Here is a 19523-nt window from a genome sequence, read left to right as displayed (position 1 = left end):
ATTCAAATATTTAAATATGTATAATATAGGAGCGTTTTTATGTGGAGTGACTTACAACAATTTAAAGCTGATTTCTTCAAGGCACTTTCCCATCCTTTACGAATTCGGATTTTAGAAATTTTATCTACCGGGGAAAAAAGTGTCAATGAAATACAAGAGATTATAGGAAGCTCAGGCTCCACTGTTTCACAGCAATTAAGTGTACTTCGTGCAAAAAACATCGTCATTGGGGCAAAAGACGGAAAACGGGTTGTCTATTCATTACGTGACCCAGCAATTGTAGATTTGCTTAACGTGGCAAAAGAACTTTTTAACAACCATTTAATCGATACTTTATCAATGTATGAAGAATTAGAAGAGCAGTAAAAATAGGGAGAAAAAGAAGGGGTAAATGTGAAAGGACCATTTCAGTTGAATAAAGGAAATTATTCCTTGTATCATCTTCAGAAAGATTTACTTTCAGGGCTGATTGTTGGTGTCATTGCTATTCCACTAGCAATGGCTTTTGCTATTGCTTCGGGAGTTAAACCGGAATATGGAATTTATACAACAATTATTGCAGGTATTATTATTTCTATTTTCGGTGGTTCTAAGTTTCAAATTGGCGGTCCTACGGGTGCCTTTGTCCCCATTTTGCTTGGTATTGTTATAGCATATGGCTATGAAGATCTTCTTCTTGCTGGATTATTAGCAGGAATACTATTAGTCATTATGGGGATATTCAAAATTGGCTCGCTTATTAAATTTATCCCACGACCCGTTACGATAGGGTTCACAGCAGGTATCGCTATCATTATTTTTACTGGACAAATCGCAAACTTTTTTGGTCTGGAAGGTATTGAAAAACATGAAAGTTTTATTGCCAATATGCAAGAAATTGTGATTCATCTCCCTACACTCAATGTTTATAGTATTGCTATCAGTATTATTTGTTTCTTTTTCATACTTGCTACACCAAAAGTCTTTCCTAAAGTTCCTAGCCCCATTATTGGTCTTTTGGTATCTACATTAATAGGTTACTTCTTTTTTTCGGGGCAAGTAGCGACTATCGGTTCTGCATATGGAGGTATTCCAAATTCGCTTCCAGCATTTCATCTTCCTGAGCTAAGCTGGGAAAGAATACAACGATTAATCGTTCCTGCCTTTGCAATTGCGGTGCTTGGGGGGATAGAATCACTTCTATCTGCCGTTGTTGCAGACACAATATCTGGAACAAAACATAATAGTAATAAAGAATTAATCGGACAAGGAATTGCTAATATCGTCACTCCCCTTTTCGGTGGTATTCCTGCTACTGGAGCCATTGCTCGTACTGCTACCAATATTAAATCCGGTGCTGTTTCCAGAATGTCGGGTGTTTTTCATGGATTAATCGTTTTAGTGACTTTACTACTGTTTGCTCCTTTTGCATCGCAAATTCCACTTGCCAGCATGGCACCCGTGCTCATGATGGTTGCTTGGAATATGAGTGAACGGAAAGCATTTGGTCGAGTTTTGAAACTTAAAAATGGTGAGTCTCTTGTTTTATTAACAACTTTTTTCTTTACCGTTTTCACAAGTATTACAACTGCTGTTTTAGTTGGACTGATACTATCTATTGTGTTATTTATTGGAAAAATGACCGCTATCCAAATTGTTACAAAAGTATTGCCTGACTATGATTCTCCTCAAATTGATATGTTCACGATTAATGGTCCTTTGTTTTTCGGGACGGCGGAGCTATTTGAGCAACGAGTAATCGAAATGATTCATTCAAAGGCGATCGTACTTATACTTAATATGAAAAATGTTCCTTTCATCGATACTACCGCTGAAGAGAACTTATCGAATATCATAAAATACGTGCAAAAAAGTAATGGTACACTGCTGATTGCTGAAGCTTCGCCAAAGCTTATAAATGGATTAAAACGAGGAAGTATCTATAACCTGATTGGTGCCGATCAGTTCTTTACACATACAGATGATGCAATCCAATATGCTTTGCAAATGATTAACCAACCAAAGGAGACCGCCTAAAAATGCGGTCTTTTCTTTATCATGCTATATTTTTATAAAGGAGAGATCGCAAATGACTAAAAAACTATATTATGAAAATCCATACATACAAACATTTTCCGCACAAGTTATCAAGCAGGACCATGACTACGTCGTGCTTTCAGAGACTGCCTTCTACCCTACTGGTGGCGGACAACCGCATGACACCGGCACATTAAGCGGGATTGACGTGATAAATGTGGAAACCATTGACGGAGAAGTAAGGCATTTTCTAGCAAAGCCGCTTCCAGAAAATACAGAAGTAGTAGAAGGTACTATTGACTGGGATAGACGTTTTGACCATATGCAGCAACATGCTGGACAGCATATTTTATCTGCTGCTTTTGAAAGCTTATTTGGATTTCAAACGGTTAGTTTCCACTTAGGAAAAGTAAGCGCTACAATCGATTTAGACACGACTGTCGTTACCGCGGAGCAATTAAAAGATGCAGAAAAACTTGCCAATCAAATCATTTTGGAAAATCGACCAATCGACACGAAATGGGTCACATTGGAAGAACTTGCCCAGTACAAGTTACGAAAAGCGACTACTCTTACAGAAGATATTCGTCTCGTCCTCATACCCGATTTCGACTACAATGCATGTGGAGGTACACATCCGAAAGAAACAGGACAAGTCGGACTCATCAAAATACTGCAGACAGAAAAACAAAAAAGACATATCCGTGTTGAGTTCGTTTGTGGGGAAAGAGTCCTTACGCATTTACATCGCAAACAACAAGTACTATTAAATTTAATCAGTACACTAAACGCACCAGAAGAAAAGTTAGTAGAGGCAGCAAAGTCATCGTTAGACAATGGTAAGGCTTCTGAAAAACAAATAGCCGATTTAAAAGATACACTCATACACTATGAAGCAAGAGAGTTATTATCGAGAGCAGAAACGTCTATTGTTACGGATACTTTTCAAAACCGCTCTATTCAAGAACTACAGAAGTTAGCAAAAACAGTAGTAGCAGATGCGCTAGACACAATTTGCATACTTGTTTCGGAAAACGAACATAAACTACAAATCGTGGCAGCAAAAGGTGACATGGTAGAAAAAAGCATGAAAGAATTAATCACAAATGTTCTTCCTTCTATAAACGGAAAAGGAGGGGGCAATGAAAAAATGGCACAAGGAGGAGGAGAAAATACATTATCTAGTGAACAATTGATAGAAAAAGCAATTTTTTATATACAATAAGGTAAATCACCGTTCCATAAAAATCCTCCCTCCATATAATAATTTGACAATGCAAGGAGAGGAGGATTTTTAAGTTGAACAATCAATTTCCATTTCCACAAGATCAAAACCCTTTTCAATCGGGAAGTTCACGTTTCCCAGGAAATACAATGCCCATGATGCCACCAATTGATCAATTCCCTGGTCGTTTCCCTGGACAGTTTCCAGGACAGTTCCCTGGGCAATTTCCTGGTCAACAAGGACCATCATTTCCCCCTAGTTTTCCAGGGCAACAACAAAATCCGGAAGGGAATCCACCAACAAGCCCACCACCGTCATTTACTCCACAACGTCAGCAACAGTCTATAGGTACTTTTGCTGTAGATGCAGGTGCTATAAGAGGGTGTTTATTCCGAAATACGTTTATCTGGCTTGTAAACGGAAATTCTTTTTGGTTTTACCCAACCTTTGTTGGCAGGAGATCAGTAGCTGGATTTAGATGGACTGGACGTATGTGGACATATTATGGAACAGATTTAAATAGAATCTCGTCTTTCCAATGTTTCTAAAGTAAAACCGAGCAGCGATGCTCGGTTTTTATGCACGGTTACGGTAAGCCATAAGAGAAGTTTTAATAGAAGAATAAGCTCCAATCGCGGCTCCACTATAAAAAAAACCCATAAAAATCCCAGCTGATAAATGATGGGGATGGCTTATAAAAATAGAAATGATTAGCCCAATAGACGTCGCAATAGTAGAAATGTATTGCGGTCGAATAGGGAGCATTACTTTTAAAATTTCTGTTAGCACAATGATAACTGGTACAGCCCAAAGAGAGTCCCAAATATTTGTATGTATTACAGGAAATTCCGTCATATCTTCTCGCCTCCTTCTTTCTAATTAGTTTGGACAAGTCTACCTCATTCGATTCAACCCGCTTTTTCATCATTCTTTACAGAGTGTTTAAATCGTAGTAAAATATATTTAGCTAGGTAAATATATTTCTTTAATATTTTAAAAGGAGCCGTTTAATCGATGAACCCACTTTTTCATGAACTTTTTCAGAAAACTCGTTTTTTAACGAATGAAATAAATCTTACTTTAAAAAAACACAATTTATATGCCTCCCAATGGACAGTTCTATTTACCATTCAAAAACATGGAGAGATGTCATTGACACAAATTTGGAAGTATTTAAATGTGGAAGCTCCAACCATTACTCGTACTGTTTATCGTTTAGTTGAGCTCGGATGGATTGATATTCGACCTGGAAAAGATCGCCGTGAGAAAATTGTGCGTTTATCCGAAAAGGCTTCTCAAGACTTCGCCCACATTAAAGAATCTATCTTGGAGTTTGAAGATAGAATGGTCGAAAGTCTCACAAAAGAAGAAGAAACTATACTAATCGAGCTTTTACGTAAAATTAAATAAGGAGCAATACATGTGAACAAAAAAGAACCTATATGGACAAAAGCATTTATCAGTTTGTTCACAACAAACTTTTCTATTTTTCTCATTTTTTATGGTTTAGTATCAGCACTTCCTCTTTATGCAACGGACGTTTTATCTCGCTCTGACAAAGATGCAGGTTTATTAATGACTATCTTTTTAATCTCCGCAATTATTGTGCGCCCATTCTCTGGAAAGATATTGGACTTAATCGGTAAGAGAAAGGTACTTTGGGCTACACTTTTTCTTTACCTGCTATGTACTGCGCTTTATTACTTCGTAGTACCCTTTGAGGCGTTATTAGTTTTACGACTCGCACAAGGGATTTTCTTTAGTATTGCAACGACAGCAAGCGGATCTTTGGCAGCAGACAATATCCCTATCTCTAGACGTGGTGCTGGATTAGGATATTTTGTGATGTCAACAAACTTAGCTGTTGTTGTCGGACCTCTTGTCACATTAACTATTATTCAATATTTCTCATACGATATCATGTTTTTAACGTTGACTGTCTTACTTATTATTGGTGGGATTGCTGCTTTAATGATACCTGCCGATAAGAAAGCTGCCACTCCTCCAGCGAAGTCCCGATTGACTTGGAATGATCTATTTGAGAAAAAAGCACTGCCTATTGCACTTAATGCTTGTATAGTTGGTTTCTCCTATGCGGGTGTTCTCTCCTATTTGTCGATTTATTCACAACAAAAAGGAGTATTACATTTAACAAGTAGCTTTTTTGCATTGTTTGCAATCGTGATGCTAGTGACTCGTCCTTTTACCGGAAAAATCTTCGATGAAAAGGGACCAAAGTATATTATTATCCCAGGTCTAATTTCTTTTATTATTGGCCTTGTTTTACTTGCTTTTATGAATTCTCCATTCTTATTTTTACTTTCAGGTGCATTTATTGGCCTTGGATACGGGGCAGTTGTACCGAGCTTTCAAACACTCGCTATCCAATCTACTACACATAAAAGAAGTGGATATGCTACCGCTACATTCTTTACTTTGTTTGATACTGGATTAGCAATAGGATCATTCTTACTCGGAATAATTGCTGCACAATTTGGCTATCAGAACTTATATTTATTGTCTGGCGTAATTGTTTTTGTAGCCCTCCTCCTATTTATGGGATTACAAAAGAAAAAAGACCGTTTAGCGAAAAGCTGAACGGTTTTTCTTTACCAATTTCCGGTTCAACTATGTATATTATCCCTCTATTTGGCAAGACTTGAATGGACATATATTCAGGAGGGAATACAGGTGAAGAAACCATACATTAGTTTATACGTTTTATTAATAGTTATACTTAGTGGATGTAGCTTCCCGTTAGCAGACGCAGATTCAAATGAACAAGTTCAAGTCTCACTGCTAAATGCGGAGGGGAAAGAAGTAGGACAAGCTACCCTTACTGACCAAGCAAAAGGTGTTCACATTTTCATAAAAGCAGAAGGCCTAGAACCAGGAGTGAAGGCAATACATTTTCATGAGACAGCTTTATGTGAGAAACCAGATTTCAAAACTGCCGGCGCCCACTTTAATCCTACGCATAAAGAACACGGTTTTCAAAATCCAAAAGGTTATCATTTAGGTGATTTACCTAATATTGAAGTGGATGCAAATGGTACAGTTGAATTAGAAACAGTATCTCCTGCGGTAGTATTAGCTGCCGGAAAAAGTAACTCTCTATTAGACGCAGATGGGAGTTCTATTATTATCCATGAAAGTGCAGATGATTATAAGACAGACCCTTCCGGCAATTCCGGAGATCGTATCGTTTGTGGAGAGATTAAGCAATAAATTGGGAGGTGATTTGGATGAAAACAATAGGCTGGTTACTCCTTTTAGTTTTAGCCATCTTCTTCTCTAGACCATTATGGGAAGAACATGCTGCAAAATATGTAGACCTTGCTTTTTTAGAGCCTGTAGATGAATGGATCGATTCCATTGAGGTTACACACTATTTGAACGAAGCAAAAGCATACTGGAAAGAAATAAAAGATGAACCAGTCACCAATATTTCTTCCAACGAACAAACACTTCCTGGTGAAGGTATCGAATTAGATCAAATCACCATTGGGATGAAGAAAAGTGATATTGAGAAAACCCATGGCAATGCAAAAAGAGTAAGTTTGAATGAATACAATTTGGTTTGGCATACGTATCATGAAGACTATCAAAACTTCATGATGGTTTCATACGATAGCAAAAATACGGTGAATGCCATGTTCACAAATCAACCTTCCGAATCTTCCTTTTTAGGATTACCGATGGACAGTACAAGAGATGAAGTTCTTGCTAAACTAGGGGAACCCATTAAGAAATTAAAAAAAGGCAATATCATCTATATACTGCCCGATTCGGGAGAATACGATCTATTTCTAATCGACCAAAGTTATGTAACTTTCTTTTATGATTTACATGAAAACAATACGATTACTGCAATACAAATTATGAAAGAATCTGTCGAAAAAAATCAAACTAAGACATTCGGTGAACCTTCTGACGAACTAAAGACAGGTTTTGAATTTCAACTTTTTGACTTAACTAATTCTGCACGAGTTATTAGAGGCTTGTCTATTCTTACATATGATGATGCTGTCAGTAACACAGCGCGCAAACATAGTGAGGATATGGCGATTCATAATTACTTTAGTCATGAAAATTTAAAAGGAAAATCCCCTTTTGATAGACTAGAGGATGACGGATTAACTTTTTCTTTCGCAGGTGAAAACTTAGCTTATGGACAAACGAGTAGTATTTTCGCTCATGAAGGGTTGATGAATTCCATGGGCCATAGAAAAAATATATTAAATAGCGATTACCGAAATTTAGGTGTAGGAACTGCTTTTAATGAAAATGCCACTCCTTACTATACGGAAAATTTTTACTCGAAATAAAAAAATGGGGCTATCCTTTTAAGGTAGCCCTTTTCATTATTTCATATGTTTTAACGCTTCTCTTTTGCTCAATGGTGCAAGCTTTGTATTTTCTACAAACTGAAGAACAATTTCTGGCTTAGTTTTTGCATACTCTCTTAGTACCCAACCGATTGCTTTTTGGATAAAGAATTCTTTTGAACCCGCATGTCGGTTAATGATTGCAAATAATAATGCTTCATTCGTCTCTTGCTTATACTTTAACTGATGTAAAATGGATGCACGATTTGTCCACATATTAGCAGACTTTGCCCACTCCATCATAATAGCTTCTCCTTCTACTCTATTCCTTTTTACAATATCTCCAACAATTTTAGGAGCAATGGCATCAACACTATCCCACCAGGATTTTGTTTCAATGAGTTTTAGGCAAAAAGGCAAATGGTCGACTGTCAATTGTTTTTGGTATTTGGCAAGCAATTCAATTGCTACGTAATGATATTCACGCTCTTTTAATTGAAAAAGTGCCCAAACCTCTTCTTGTACAGCTTCCAAATCAGGCAGCTCATTTTCTTTCACAAGTGCCCGAAATAGCACCCTTCGTTCGGGCGTTTTAATACCTAAAAACGGAAAATTATTTTTCATATACGCAGCCATTGGCAATGCGTTTTCCTCGTTTCTATAAGGTTCCATATAGCTTTTCACAAGTTCGATTGACCATTTCATTTCAATTGAAATCCTTTACTTGCAAGAAATTCTGCCATATGTGGACGACGTGGTTTTTCCAGGAATTCTGCCATTTGTTGCGTCCAATTTGCTACTTTTTGATTGGAACCACGGCTTGCATAGTATGCTTCCATCGTGTGATCGTATTCTCTTAATAGTGATTCGTATTTTGCACTATCATAGTTATTCTCATGTAAAATTGCAGCAACGGGAAGACGAGGTTTTACTTCATTTTGCTGATCTGGTACCCCTAAAGTGATCGCAAATAACGGGAATATTCCTTCCGGCAAGCCAACTAACTGACTAATCTCTGTTGGTGCATTACGCACTCCTCCTATGAAGCAAATACCAAAACCTTTCGACTCTGCAGCAATAACTAAGTTCTGTGCAAATAAAGCTACATCGACCGTTCCAACCAAAACATTTTCAGTTGTATCGATTTCAATCTGCATGTTATGTAGCTTTCCTGCTGCTTGCAGGCGATGGAAATCTGCACATAATAATAATGCAGCTCCGGCTGTTTCAAATTGTTTAGGATTTTGTGAAAGTCTACCTAGTTCCTCTTTTTTAACCTTGTCTGTTACCCAAATGACGCTATATGCTTGTACGAAGTGAGAACTCGCAGCGTGTTGAGCAGTTTCGACTAACTCTATGACCTCTTCTTTCGTAAGTGTATAGTCTTTATACTTTCGAACCGATGCATGGGAACGTAATAATTTTTCTACCATTTGCCATAACCTCTTTCATTTTTAATTGTTATGTATAAGTATACCGAAAAAACGAAAAGAGTGGACAAATGTGCCTTCTATAGACACTTTCATCCACTCTTATACTTTAATAATTTAGAATGCGAATAGCACGATAAAATATACAACCATTGCAACTAGTCCAAGCGGGAACCCAAACTTAGCCCATTCTTTACTTTGAATACCAAGTTTACCTGCAGAAATAATATTTGGTATATTCCCCGGGATGAGCATTCCTCCACTAATCATAAGACCTAGTAGAATCGCTCGAATCGTTTCCTCACTCATAGCTGGACTGATTTCAGCAGCTGCTAACGTAGCATTATCCAAAACAGCTGAAATCATATTGATCCAATATAAAATAGCAGGATTCAAATCAAGCAAGTAATTATTGATGAGTGGTTCAAAACCTGCTCCAAGTAATGTTAGTCCCATTACAAACAAGTAGATTTTAACTGTTCTAATAATAATTTCTTTATATGATTCGCTTTCTTGCTTACTAGATAGACCTTCTTCGCTTTGTTTCGGCTTTACAAGAAAAGCTGCTAATATCCCAAAAATAATGACCGCAGAAATAATCTCCGGACCGATTAGACGGATTAAATAGAAAAAGTCTTGATCTAGTCTACTAATAGCAATCGTCGAAAGTGGTTCTCCAATCGGAGTTAAAGCCGCACCAAGACCAATAGAGAAACAAGCTAATACAACAAGACGTACCTCTGATTTGCGATCAAGTTTAATGACACTAACGATTAACACTAATACTAAAGCAGCAATAATTGCTGTAATAATACTAGAAAGTAATCCTAAAACAATAACAATCAGTGCGGTAAATAACCGAAATGGCATTGCATTACTTATGCCTAAAATTCCTTTTTCTAAAGGAGTTTGAAGCCATTTGAATAATAATCCTGCCACTAGAACAGCTAGCGTTATTTTAATAGGATCTTCTAGTGCTTTTATAAATAGAGACATATCCAACACGCCACTGACAATTGCCGCCGCAATACCCATGATAAATAAAAAGACTTCTAAGTTATGTTCCACGTATTTAACACTAAAAGGTAAAAATAATACGAGCAACAGTATAATAAGTAAACCAATAATCATTACTATGTAATCTTCCCTTCCAACTAAACATACCTAACTAAATTCAATTGCCATCAATATAGTTAGTTTAACACAATTATAACAATATTCGAACTTATATTTCTTGATTAAACAATATTTTGGGATTTTTTATGTACAAAAGCGCAAGTGCCTGTCTCTGCCCCAACAGGTAAATGTGAATAGGGTAAGTCTGCAAAGTGCACCGCATCGTGCGGGTTTTGTTTGCGACGAGCTTTGCCCAGGAGCAAGCCTTTCCAGCATAAAAAAAGCGGATAAGGAGGTCTTTTTGACTTCCTCATACGCTCTTTGATTATGCTTGTAGTTGTCTATATTCTTCCTCTGTAAAAGCACGAGACCTTGTTAAAAAACGTTTCCCTTCTACTCCTTCTAAAGAGAACATTCCTCCCCTACCGTCCACCACATCAATGATTAACTGCGTATGCTTCCAGTAATCGAACTGGTTTTTATGCATATAAAACGGGACCTCTCCAATTTGACCTAATAACACATCCTGATCTCCTATAATAAGGTCACCGTCTGGATAACACATCGGGGAAGAACCATCACAACAACCGCCTGACTGATGGAACATTAAAGGACCATGCTTACTTTTCAATAATTCTATGAGTTCCAGTGCAGCGTCTGTTGCAATTACCCGCTCAACCATCTACACTCACCCTTTCTTTAATCAAAAGAATCCTAATTTATTTTCACTATAGCTTACAAGAAGATTCTTTGTTTGTTGATAATGACTTAACATCATCAAATGATTTTCACGACCTACGCCGGACATTTTATATCCACCAAATGCAGCATGTGCTGGATATTGGTGATAGCAATTCGTCCAAACACGGCCCGCTTGAATCTCGCGTCCAAAACGGTATGCAGTATTCATATCTCTTGTCCAAATACCAGAACCTAATCCGTATAATGTATCATTCGCAATTTCTAATGCTTCTTCTTTCGTCTTGAACGTTGTAACAGATACTACTGGTCCGAAAATCTCTTCTTGGAAAATACGCATTTTATTATTCCCTTTAAACACAGTTGGTTTAATATAATACCCTTCTGAAAGCTCTCCGTCTAGTGTATTACGCTCTCCGCCGATTAAACATTCTGCACCTTCCTGCTTACCAATATCTAAATAAGATAAAATTTTCTCCATTTGTTCTGTGGAAGCCTGAGCACCCATCATTACGTTTGGATCTAGTGGGTTTCCTGTTTGAATCGCCTCTACTCTTTGGAGAACACGTTCCATAAATTTATCATAAATAGACTCTTGGATAAGTGCACGCGAAGGGCATGTACATACTTCTCCTTGGTTCAAGGCAAACAAAACAAATCCTTCTACTGCTTTATCTAAAAATGCATCGTCTTCGTCCATTATATCTTCGAAGAAAATATTCGGCGATTTCCCTCCAAGCTCTAACGTGACAGGGATTAAGTTTTGAGAAGCATATTGCATGATTAAACGACCAGTAGTTGTTTCTCCAGTGAAGGCAATTTTACTAATTCTCGGACTAGATGCTAGCGGTTTTCCAGCTTCTAAACCAAAGCCATTCACAATATTTAAAACACCAGGTGGTAATAAATCACCAATTAGCTCTGTCAATACTAAAATAGAAGCTGGTGTTTGTTCAGCCGGTTTTAACACCACGCAGTTCCCTGCTGCCAGTGCTGGTGCTAGTTTCCAAACTGCCATTAAAAGCGGGAAATTCCAAGGGATAATTTGTCCAACAACACCAAGCGGCTCATGGAAGTGATACGCCACTGTATCGTTGTCAATTTGACTTAGTCCACCTTCTTGTGCACGAATAGCTCCAGCAAAGTAACGGAAGTGATCAATAGCAAGTGGTAAATCGGCATTTAATGTTTCTCGAACTGCCTTTCCATTATCCCATGTTTCCGCTATCGCTAGTGTTTCTAGGTTTTCTTCGATTCGATTTGCTATTTTATTTAATATATTAGATCGTTCTGCAACAGAAGTTTTGCCCCATGCATCCTTTGCTGCATGAGCTGCATCTAATGCAAGTTCGATATCTTCTGCCGTTGAACGCGCAACTTGTGTAAATACTTTACCTGTAACCGGTGTAACGTTATCAAAATATTGTCCTTTTACTGGGGGTGTCCATTCACCATTAATATAGTTTTCATACTTGTCCTTAAACGAAACCTTTGAACCTTCTGTATTCGGAAATGCATAAACCATTTTGTAATTCCTCCCCTTAGCAACATTTTTTGCACATCACAAATATATATGCTTGAACATATACGTGTATGCGCTTCCAAAACTATTAAAATAAAAAAATAGTCTCTATTTCATTTTGTCAGATTAGAACTATAATTGCAAATATTTAGTTTAATATATTTAATAAAACACGAGACTGTCTTTTAAGTTTATTTTGTTTTTCATCTTATAGTGATAGTGTATCGTAGTGTGTTGTATGAAGTGTCTACAGGGATTTTCGCAGCAGGGCGGACGCTTTCCGTAGGGTGAGTGATGAGCCTTCATCCTTGTGAAGGCTCATTTTGCTCCCAGAAGAACAAAGGCTAAGAGCGCCACATCGTGTGGTAACACCTTCGAGACCAACATTCTGTTGGTCTCGATAGGAGTCGCCGTCTACAGTGAAAATCAATAGAAATTGTTTACTTATTAAGTATCTGCTCACTAAAAACAAAATGTGATGCTAATTTTTTCATGAAGTGTATCCAGTAAATGGCTTTGGGCAACCAATTGATTGTGGAAAGCAACTAAATCTATTCCGAAAGCAACCAAAATAGGCGTGAGAGCAACTAAATTGCATATGAAAGCAACTAATACTTATAACAACAAGTTTACTTGGAGTGAGACAACGATGACTGTGACTCATTTTTGTCAACGTTGCGCAATTACCCCAAAATGTTGCGCATTTGAGGCAGAATGTTGCGGGAATTCTACACACTGTTGCGAGTAATGACTAGAACGTTGCGCTTTTTTTAATGAGCAGTCTTTTCAGATCAATGGCTTTGATATATTTGCCGTAGCATGCCGGGTCACATGAGTCGCAGTCATGAGGCCAACTCGTGTGAAACACGAGTTGGTGCATGCAAGATGCGGCAAGCACGAAGGCTAGCGGATACCTTGCGACGCATTATCCCTAAAAAGTTACATAACCCTGTCATAAATTTAGTCAAAAAAAGGCTAAGATACGCTCATGCATCTTAGCCTTTTTCTACTAGTTATTTACTTGTTTCTCTTCTTACTACTGGTGCTACTTCTGTTGCTAGTAGTTCAATCCCCTTTGCAACCTCCGTAAATGATTGACCACCGATATCTATTTGTGCGATAAATCGGTCGTGGCCAAATGATTCATGTTGTCGCAGTATCTTCTCGGTGATTTCCTGTGGACTACCTACAAATAAAGCGGTTTTTGGACTTGCCATGTGCTCGAAATCGGAACGAGATATTTTTGTTCCCATCCCTCTTTGCTTATTCACATAGGACCAATAATTAGCATAATAAGGATAAAACTCGTCTTTTGCTTGTTGGCTTTCTTTCGCTATATATGTGTGCCCGTTGACAGCAATCGGTAGGTTTTCCTGTTTATGTCCTTCTTCCATACCCGCTTGTGTATACAAATCTACAAGGGATTTAAAGTTTGTTAATGGACCTCCTAATATAGCAATTGCTAATCCTGTTCCAAGTCTTCCAGCTCTAATTGCACTTTTAGCAGTTCCACCGACTCCAACCCAAAGTGGCAAACTTTCTTGAATTGGTCGAGGAGAAATCATTGCGTTGGTCAGGCTAGAACGAAATTTACCTTGCCATGTCACTATTTCTTCTTTATTTAACTGTTGAAGTAACTTGATATTTTCCTCAAACAACTCGTCATAATCATCTAAGTCATAGCCGAAAAGAGGGAAAGACTCGATAAATGCACCTCTGCCTGCTATGATTTCTGCACGGCCTTCAGAAATAACGTCTAATGTAGCGAAATCTTCGAATAAACGAACAGGATCTAGTGTACTAATAACACTCGTTGCACTCGTCAATTTAATACGTTTAGTCGCTTGAGCAACGGCAGAAAGGACAATTGCCGGGGAAGAAATGGTGTAATCCAATCGATGATGTTCTCCAACTCCAAAAACATCAAGACCCGCTTCATCTGCCAATTTCCCTAATGCAATGACTTCTTTTAAACGCTGTTGCGCACTAATTGTTTCTCCGGTGAGAGGATTTGGACCTAGGTCCCCAAATGTATAAATACCAATCTCCATTATTTACTCCGATTCTGCTACAACAGAAAAACGTTGGTTGATATGTTTAGGATTTTCGATCTCGTCTACAATAGCAATTGCATAATCCGCGTAACTTATATAACTGTCACCTTTTGAATTTAATATAAGATTGTCTTTTCCTAACTGATAAGAACCTGTTCGTTTACCCTCTGCATCAAAGTGACCAGCTGGACTTACAAATGTCCATTGGATATCCGTTGTTTCTTGAAGTTCTTGCAAGTTGCGTCCTTGACCATCGGCTGTTGGTTTAAATATTTCTGGAAATTCAGGTGTATCAATTACACGGATTGTTTTTGCTTCGTCGACAAATAGGCTTCCTGCTCCACCAACTACAATTACTCGTGTGTCCGTTCCTTTAAGTGCCTCGATTAAGGCATGCCCTGCATCTACATGCGCTTGCCCTTCTCCAAGTGGAGCTCCAAATGCATTTACGACTACGTCAAATTGTTTCACATCATCTGTTGTAAGATCGAATATACTTTTTTCTAAAACTTGAACTGTTTGATCATTTAATTTAGAAGCATCTCTCACAATAGCAGTTACTTCATGACCTCTATCTGTTGCTTCTTTAAAAATTAAATTTCCTGCTTTACCTGTTGCTCCAATTACACCTATTTTCATGTTACTTACCTCCAATTAAATTTTATTTTACTGTAACCAATTAAGTTACAACTATATCAAAAAAATTGAATACTTATGATTCAATTTTTTGACTTAACACTTGAACTAACTCATCCATCGTAACTTCCTTTAAAACTGCTTCCATTGCATCTTGTGCACGGAATAGTATAAGCTCTAGTACTCCTTGAATATTTGCTCCTACTGGGCAATTTGGGTTAGGATTTTCATGCATTTGAAAAAGCTCGCCCTCATCCACTACATCTACTGCATGATACACGTCTAATAATGTAATATCACTTAAGGGCTTTTGTAATGTAATACCGCCCGTTCCTCGCTTAATATCAATGAATTCCGCCTTTTTTAACATACCCATTATTCTACGTATTACTACTGGGTTTGTATTTACGCTTTCTGCAATCCACTCAGAAGTGCAAATGACGTTTCGATCCAAAGTTACAAGAGATAGTATATGCACAGCAACTGTAAATCGACTACTGATTTTCATATCTACTCGCCCCCTGATGTAACCATCATAATTACATCTATATTTTTTGTCAATAAAAAAGCACTGCATCACATGCAGCACTCTATTTTTTAAAACGACTTTTCAAAACACTGATAATTCCCGGTAGGATAGAAACGAAAATAATCAATAATAGAACCGTCGAGAAATTATCTTTCACAATAGGAATATTCCCAAAGAAATAACCAAGTAACGTAGCTAAAGTCACCCATAACGCTGCCCCCGCTATATTATAAGTAATAAAATAACGATAATTCATCTTACTTGCCCCGGCCACGAACGGTGCAAACGTGCGTATAAATGGCATAAACCTTGCGATGACAATTGTTTTTCCGCCATGTTTATTAAAAAACTCCTGCGACTTATGTAGTTTATCCTGGTTAATCCATTTCCCAAGTAAACTATTGGGAGGAATAGATGTACCAACCTTTTTCCCAATCTGATAATTCATGGTGTCCCCAAGAACAGCTGCTACAAAGAATACAAGCATTAATAAGCCCAATTGAAACGCCCCGCTTGCAGCAAATGCCCCACTAGCAAACAATAAAGAATCCCCCGGTAAGAATGGAAAAACGACAACTCCAGTCTCAATAAAAACAATCAAAAATAAGATGGCGTATGACCATACACCAAAATTTTGTATGATGTCCACTAAATGTTCATCGATATGCAAAATAAAACTAATCAATCCTTGAATAATTACCATAAACAAGCTCTCTTTCCTAGAAGGTTTTTATTTATTGTAGCACGTATTGGAAAAAATAATATTTTCACAAGGCATAACGCTTTTCCCTTTTATAATACTAGTTCTTTCTATAAACTATAAGAATAGACACATTTTTTTAGAAACGGGGAGATTAAATTGAGTGACCTATCAGTAGAACTATGTAAAGACCCATCAGTCGGGAAAATTCCACACCGAAATGCCCCTAAAAAAGTCATCTTTGCACGTACCCTAATGATTGCTATCGGTGCCATCTTAATGGCAGTAGGATTGGAATTATTTTTAGTACCAAATCAAATTTTAGACGGGGGAGTAGTTGGGGTCTCTATTATCCTTTCACATCTCACTGGAGTCCGTTTAGGTATTTTCATATTTGTCCTCAACATTCCATTCTTTTTCCTAGGCTATAAACAAATAGGAAAAACCTTCGCATTATCTACCTTATTTGGTATTACCGTATTATCTATTTGTACTTCCTATCTACATAATATTAATCCTTTTACCAATGATTTATTGCTCTCCACTGTTTTTGGAGGAATCATTTTAGGAATGGGTGTCGGTCTAGTTATTCGAAACGGCGGTTCCCTAGATGGTTCGGAAATTTTAGCAATTTTATTCAATAAAGCCCTGCCTTTTTCAGTCGGTGAAATTATTATGATTATTAACTTAGTTATATTCAGTGTGGCAGGTTTTGTATTTACATGGGAACAAGCAATGTATTCATTTCTGGCTTATTTTATCGCTTTCAAAACGATTGATATCGTCATTCAAGGACTGGATGAATCAAAGTCTATCTATATTATAAGTGACCAGATTGAAGATATCGGGGACGCCATAATGGATCGACTAGGGCGTGGAGTAACCTATTTACATGGGGAAGGTGCCTACACAGGGGATAATAAAAAAGTGATTTTCACGGTCGTTACTAGATTAGAAGAGGCAAAACTAAAATCTATTGTAGAGGAAATCGACGACCATGCATTTTTAGCTATCGGCAATATCGCAGAAGTACGCGGCGGACGATTTAAGAAAAAAGATATTCACTAAGAACAAAATGGGAAGTACCTAACTCTGAGCAGATATAGTAAATGAGAACGATCAATGGAATGACACACATAATAGTGATAGTGCGCCATAGTGAGTTGTATGAAGTGTCCGAAATTAACAATAAGTGGTTGAACGAGACAATATGCACTGTGAACTCGACAAACCATCCTAGCAGATGCTTGCCTGGTGAGTTCAGCGCGCTTCAAGGCATATTATTCCTATGATATGGTCAAATCATCGTCGTCTCACTCCAAGTAAACTTGCTATTGTAATAATTAGTTGCTTTCGAGGGCAATTTGGTTGCTCTCCTACTTATTTTAGTTGCTTTCGAACTCCAACTAGTTGCTTTCAATAGCTGTTTGATTGCCCTTAGCCATTCTTTGGAATTTATTAATTGATAACTACATAATTTTAGAAATTTGCACGGCGGTGCGAGACCCTGCAGGAGCGTTAGCGACGTAGCGGTTCGTCGCTCACCAGGCGGTAATAATAGCGGTCTACTCATTGAACGCACTAAAACGCAGTATCCTTATATTACGTACAATATAAAAAAGCCAAACTAAATGTTACTCGGAAAAATTATCCAGCTTTCAAATTTTTTATAGTTTACTAAGCAATGAAAAACCGATCTCATCACATGTGAGATCGGTTTTTGTTTTATGCGTATGATTTTGCTTCCTCGACAAGCATCGTACCAGTTTCCGCTAAATTCGTATGGAACGAAAATGCTTTTTCAAGTACATGTGGAGTTTGTCCACCTCTTGTTAAAGCTTCTTCATAGTAATTACGCAATTGTGCTTTGTACATTGGGTGTACACAATTGTTAATAATCAGTTCCGCACGTTCTCTTGGGGCTAATCCACGAAGATCAGCATACCCTTGTTCTGTCACAACTACATCTACATCATGCTCTGTATGGTCAACATGCGCTACAAAAGGTACAATACTGGAAATATTGCCACCTTTAGCAATCGACTTTGTAACGAAAATTGCAAGTTTTGCATTCCGAGCGAAGTCGCCTGAACCACCAATACCATTCATCATTTTCGTTCCAGAAACATGCGTTGAGTTCACATTGCCGTAAATATCAAACTCAAGTGCCGTGTTAATCGAGATTAAGCCGAGTCGACGAATAATTTCCGGATGATTCGTAATTTCTTGTGGTCGTAACACTAATTTATCTCGATACTTTTCCAAGTTGCCGTAAACTTGTTTCATCATCTCTTCTGAAAGTGTAATGGAGCAAGCAGATGCGAAGTTTACTTTGCCTGCATCGATCAACTCGAACACTGAGTCTTGCAATACTTCCGAGTACACTTGTAAATCTTCAAATTCAGAATCGATAAGACCATGTAATACTGCGTTAGCAACCGAACCAATGCCAGCCTGAAGTGGCATTAAATTATTTGTAAGTCTTCCTGCTTCTACTTCTTCACGCAAGAAAGAGATTAAATGCTGTGCCATTTCTTCTGTTTCCTGATCAGGTGGAACAATTGGAGATGGTGAATCAGTATAGTTTGTAAAAACGATTCCTCTAATTTTATCCGTGTCAACAGACATACCAACTGTACCGATTCGATCGTTTGCTTTCGTTAATGGAATCGGAAGTCTTTTTCCTTGTTCTGCCGGTTCATATAGATCATGTAATCCTTCTAATTGTTCGGATTGTCCTAAGTTAATCTCTACAATAATATTTTTTGCATGCGTTACAAAAGCTAAATTGTTACCAATAGATGTAGTAGGAACAATCATACCATCCGCCGAAATTGAAACCGCTTCCACTATAGCGAAGTCAATTTGAGGTAAAACTCCATTACGTACCATTTCTGCTGTATGCGATAAATGTTGGTCGACAAATAAATGATTGCCGGCATTAATATTTTTGCGCATGGTGGCATCTGCTTGGAAAGGCAGGCGTTTATTAATAATACCCGCTTCCGATAATAATTTATCTAAATCAGAACCTAAAGAAGCCCCTGTAAAAATATTTACTTTAAATTTTTCTTTCTTCGCTCGCTCAACTAATGCCAATGGAACCGCTTTTGCGTCACCCGCACGTGTAAATCCACTTAAGCCCAATGTCATACCATCTCTAACCCACGATGCAGCATCTTCTGCTTGCACGACAAGATCATGTAAGTTACTGTCTTTTATACGTTCCAGATTCTTTTCCATCGTTTCGTCCCCCTCGTAAAATGAA

20 protein-coding genes are annotated in these 19523 nt (G+C 37.8%); 9 read left to right on the top strand and 11 right to left on the bottom strand.

The genetic code is table 11. The features are described from left to right. Positions 1–39 precede the first annotated feature (39 nt). From ACIQ38_RS16790 to ACIQ38_RS16775, 4 genes are all read left to right on the top strand, one after another. Positions 40–366, top strand: coding sequence for an ArsR/SmtB family transcription factor (locus ACIQ38_RS16790; protein WP_402825543.1), 327 nt, complete (start codon positions 40–42; stop codon positions 364–366). Between the two features lie 27 nt (positions 367–393). After that, on the top strand, positions 394–2016 hold the full coding sequence (locus tag ACIQ38_RS16785) for a SulP family inorganic anion transporter (RefSeq protein ID WP_402825540.1): 1623 nt from the start codon (positions 394–396) through the stop codon (positions 2014–2016). A gap of 52 nt (positions 2017–2068) precedes the next feature. After that, positions 2069–3241, top strand: coding sequence for an alanyl-tRNA editing protein (locus ACIQ38_RS16780; protein WP_402825537.1), 1173 nt, complete (start codon positions 2069–2071; stop codon positions 3239–3241). Positions 3242–3315: 74 nt separating this feature from the next. Then, positions 3316–3789, top strand: coding sequence for a transporter (locus tag ACIQ38_RS16775; protein ID WP_402825534.1), 474 nt, complete (start codon positions 3316–3318; stop codon positions 3787–3789). Between the two features lie 28 nt (positions 3790–3817). Here the strand turns inward: ACIQ38_RS16775 and ACIQ38_RS16770 are convergent, their stop codons facing one another. After that, entirely contained in the window at positions 3818–4096 is a 279-nt protein-coding gene (locus ACIQ38_RS16770) for a hypothetical protein (RefSeq protein WP_402825532.1), read from the bottom strand. Between the two features lie 159 nt (positions 4097–4255). Between ACIQ38_RS16770 and ACIQ38_RS16765 the strand changes: the two genes are divergently transcribed. The 4 genes from ACIQ38_RS16765 to ACIQ38_RS16750 all read left to right on the top strand — a co-directional run bounded on the left by ACIQ38_RS16765 (position 4256) and on the right by ACIQ38_RS16750 (position 7569). After that, positions 4256–4651, top strand: coding sequence for a MarR family winged helix-turn-helix transcriptional regulator (locus tag ACIQ38_RS16765; protein ID WP_402825529.1), 396 nt, complete (start codon positions 4256–4258; stop codon positions 4649–4651). A 12-nt stretch (positions 4652–4663) separates the two neighbouring features. Beyond that, positions 4664–5839 (top strand): MFS transporter, encoded by a 1176-nt coding sequence (locus tag ACIQ38_RS16760; RefSeq protein ID WP_402825526.1) that lies wholly within the window; start codon positions 4664–4666, stop codon positions 5837–5839. Positions 5840–5932: 93 nt separating this feature from the next. Beyond that, entirely contained in the window at positions 5933–6469 is a 537-nt protein-coding gene (locus ACIQ38_RS16755) for a superoxide dismutase family protein (RefSeq protein ID WP_402825523.1), read from the top strand. 17 nt (positions 6470–6486) lie between these two features. Then, positions 6487–7569, top strand: coding sequence for a CAP domain-containing protein (locus tag ACIQ38_RS16750; protein WP_402825520.1), 1083 nt, complete (start codon positions 6487–6489; stop codon positions 7567–7569). A 36-nt stretch (positions 7570–7605) separates the two neighbouring features. On the opposite strand, the gene ACIQ38_RS16745 is transcribed toward ACIQ38_RS16750, so the two are convergent. The 9 genes from ACIQ38_RS16745 to ACIQ38_RS16705 all read right to left on the bottom strand — a co-directional run bounded on the left by ACIQ38_RS16745 (position 7606) and on the right by ACIQ38_RS16705 (position 16258). Beyond that, positions 7606–8274: a DNA alkylation repair protein gene (locus ACIQ38_RS16745; RefSeq protein WP_402825517.1), complete on the bottom strand. Its 669-nt coding sequence runs from the start codon at positions 8272–8274 to the stop codon at positions 7606–7608. Further along, positions 8271–9002, bottom strand: a complete 732-nt coding sequence (gene nfsA / locus ACIQ38_RS16740; RefSeq protein WP_402825515.1) for an oxygen-insensitive NADPH nitroreductase — start codon at positions 9000–9002, stop codon at positions 8271–8273. Before nfsA ends, ACIQ38_RS16745 begins: the two co-directional genes overlap by 4 nt. A 114-nt stretch (positions 9003–9116) precedes the next feature. Beyond that, positions 9117–10130, bottom strand: a complete 1014-nt coding sequence (locus ACIQ38_RS16735; protein WP_402825512.1) for a DUF1646 family protein — start codon at positions 10128–10130, stop codon at positions 9117–9119. A gap of 310 nt (positions 10131–10440) precedes the next feature. Continuing rightward, complete coding sequence (locus ACIQ38_RS16730) at positions 10441–10797, bottom strand: DUF779 domain-containing protein (protein WP_402825510.1); 357 nt, start codon at positions 10795–10797, stop codon at positions 10441–10443. A 21-nt stretch (positions 10798–10818) separates the two neighbouring features. After that, on the bottom strand, positions 10819–12339 hold the full coding sequence (gene adh / locus ACIQ38_RS16725; RefSeq protein ID WP_402825507.1) for an aldehyde dehydrogenase: 1521 nt from the start codon (positions 12337–12339) through the stop codon (positions 10819–10821). A 1010-nt stretch (positions 12340–13349) separates the two neighbouring features. Then, positions 13350–14387 (bottom strand): LLM class flavin-dependent oxidoreductase, encoded by a 1038-nt coding sequence (locus ACIQ38_RS16720; protein ID WP_402825504.1) that lies wholly within the window; start codon positions 14385–14387, stop codon positions 13350–13352. A 3-nt stretch (positions 14388–14390) separates the two neighbouring features. Further along, a complete protein-coding gene (locus ACIQ38_RS16715; protein ID WP_402825501.1) occupies positions 14391–15029 on the bottom strand; it encodes an NAD(P)-dependent oxidoreductase in 639 nt (212 codons plus the stop codon). Between the two features lie 73 nt (positions 15030–15102). Then, positions 15103–15534 carry an Rrf2 family transcriptional regulator gene (locus tag ACIQ38_RS16710; protein WP_402825499.1) on the bottom strand — a complete coding sequence of 144 codons (432 nt, stop codon included), beginning with the start codon at positions 15532–15534 and terminating at the stop codon, positions 15103–15105. 82 nt (positions 15535–15616) lie between these two features. Next, positions 15617–16258, bottom strand: a complete 642-nt coding sequence (locus ACIQ38_RS16705) for a DedA family protein (protein WP_402825496.1) — start codon at positions 16256–16258, stop codon at positions 15617–15619. A 252-nt stretch (positions 16259–16510) separates the two neighbouring features. Here ACIQ38_RS16705 and ACIQ38_RS16700 point away from each other — a divergent pair, with 252 nt between their 5' ends. Then, positions 16511–17323 (top strand): YitT family protein, encoded by an 813-nt coding sequence (locus ACIQ38_RS16700; protein ID WP_483880213.1) that lies wholly within the window; start codon positions 16511–16513, stop codon positions 17321–17323. 657 nt (positions 17324–17980) lie between these two features. Here the strand turns inward: ACIQ38_RS16700 and scpC are convergent. After that, positions 17981–19498 carry a succinyl-CoA:acetate CoA-transferase ScpC gene (scpC, locus tag ACIQ38_RS16695; RefSeq protein WP_402825494.1) on the bottom strand — a complete coding sequence of 506 codons (1518 nt, stop codon included), beginning with the start codon at positions 19496–19498 and terminating at the stop codon, positions 17981–17983. Positions 19499–19523 lie beyond the last annotated feature (25 nt).

The sequence above is a fragment of the Psychrobacillus sp. NPDC096389 genome (genome assembly GCF_044762855.1).
Taxonomy (GTDB): Bacteria; Bacillota; Bacilli; order Bacillales_A; family Planococcaceae; genus Psychrobacillus.
The sequence above is the reverse complement of the archived record's forward strand: the minus strand, read 5'-3'. Positions and strand labels throughout refer to the sequence as shown.

Coding starts and splice junctions, on each gene's coding strand:
- ACIQ38_RS16790 (WP_402825543.1), top strand. CDS start 40: ATGTGGAGTGACTTACAACAATTTAAAGCTGATTTCTTCAAGGCACTT.
- ACIQ38_RS16780 (WP_402825537.1), top strand. CDS start 2,069: ATGACTAAAAAACTATATTATGAAAATCCATACATACAAACATTTTCC.
- ACIQ38_RS16770 (WP_402825532.1), bottom strand. CDS start 4,096: ATGACGGAATTTCCTGTAATACATACAAATATTTGGGACTCTCTTTGG.
- ACIQ38_RS16765 (WP_402825529.1), top strand. CDS start 4,256: ATGAACCCACTTTTTCATGAACTTTTTCAGAAAACTCGTTTTTTAACG.
- ACIQ38_RS16750 (WP_402825520.1), top strand. CDS start 6,487: ATGAAAACAATAGGCTGGTTACTCCTTTTAGTTTTAGCCATCTTCTTC.
- ACIQ38_RS16745 (WP_402825517.1), bottom strand. CDS start 8,274: ATGAAATGGTCAATCGAACTTGTGAAAAGCTATATGGAACCTTATAGA.
- nfsA (WP_402825515.1), bottom strand. CDS start 9,002: ATGGTAGAAAAATTATTACGTTCCCATGCATCGGTTCGAAAGTATAAA.
- ACIQ38_RS16735 (WP_402825512.1), bottom strand. CDS start 10,130: ATGATTATTGGTTTACTTATTATACTGTTGCTCGTATTATTTTTACCT.
- ACIQ38_RS16730 (WP_402825510.1), bottom strand. CDS start 10,797: ATGGTTGAGCGGGTAATTGCAACAGACGCTGCACTGGAACTCATAGAA.
- adh (WP_402825507.1), bottom strand. CDS start 12,339: ATGGTTTATGCATTTCCGAATACAGAAGGTTCAAAGGTTTCGTTTAAG.
- ACIQ38_RS16720 (WP_402825504.1), bottom strand. CDS start 14,387: ATGGAGATTGGTATTTATACATTTGGGGACCTAGGTCCAAATCCTCTC.
- ACIQ38_RS16715 (WP_402825501.1), bottom strand. CDS start 15,029: ATGAAAATAGGTGTAATTGGAGCAACAGGTAAAGCAGGAAATTTAATT.
- ACIQ38_RS16710 (WP_402825499.1), bottom strand. CDS start 15,534: ATGAAAATCAGTAGTCGATTTACAGTTGCTGTGCATATACTATCTCTT.
- ACIQ38_RS16705 (WP_402825496.1), bottom strand. CDS start 16,258: ATGGTAATTATTCAAGGATTGATTAGTTTTATTTTGCATATCGATGAA.
- ACIQ38_RS16700 (WP_483880213.1), top strand. CDS start 16,511: ATGATTGCTATCGGTGCCATCTTAATGGCAGTAGGATTGGAATTATTT.
- scpC (WP_402825494.1), bottom strand. CDS start 19,498: ATGGAAAAGAATCTGGAACGTATAAAAGACAGTAACTTACATGATCTT.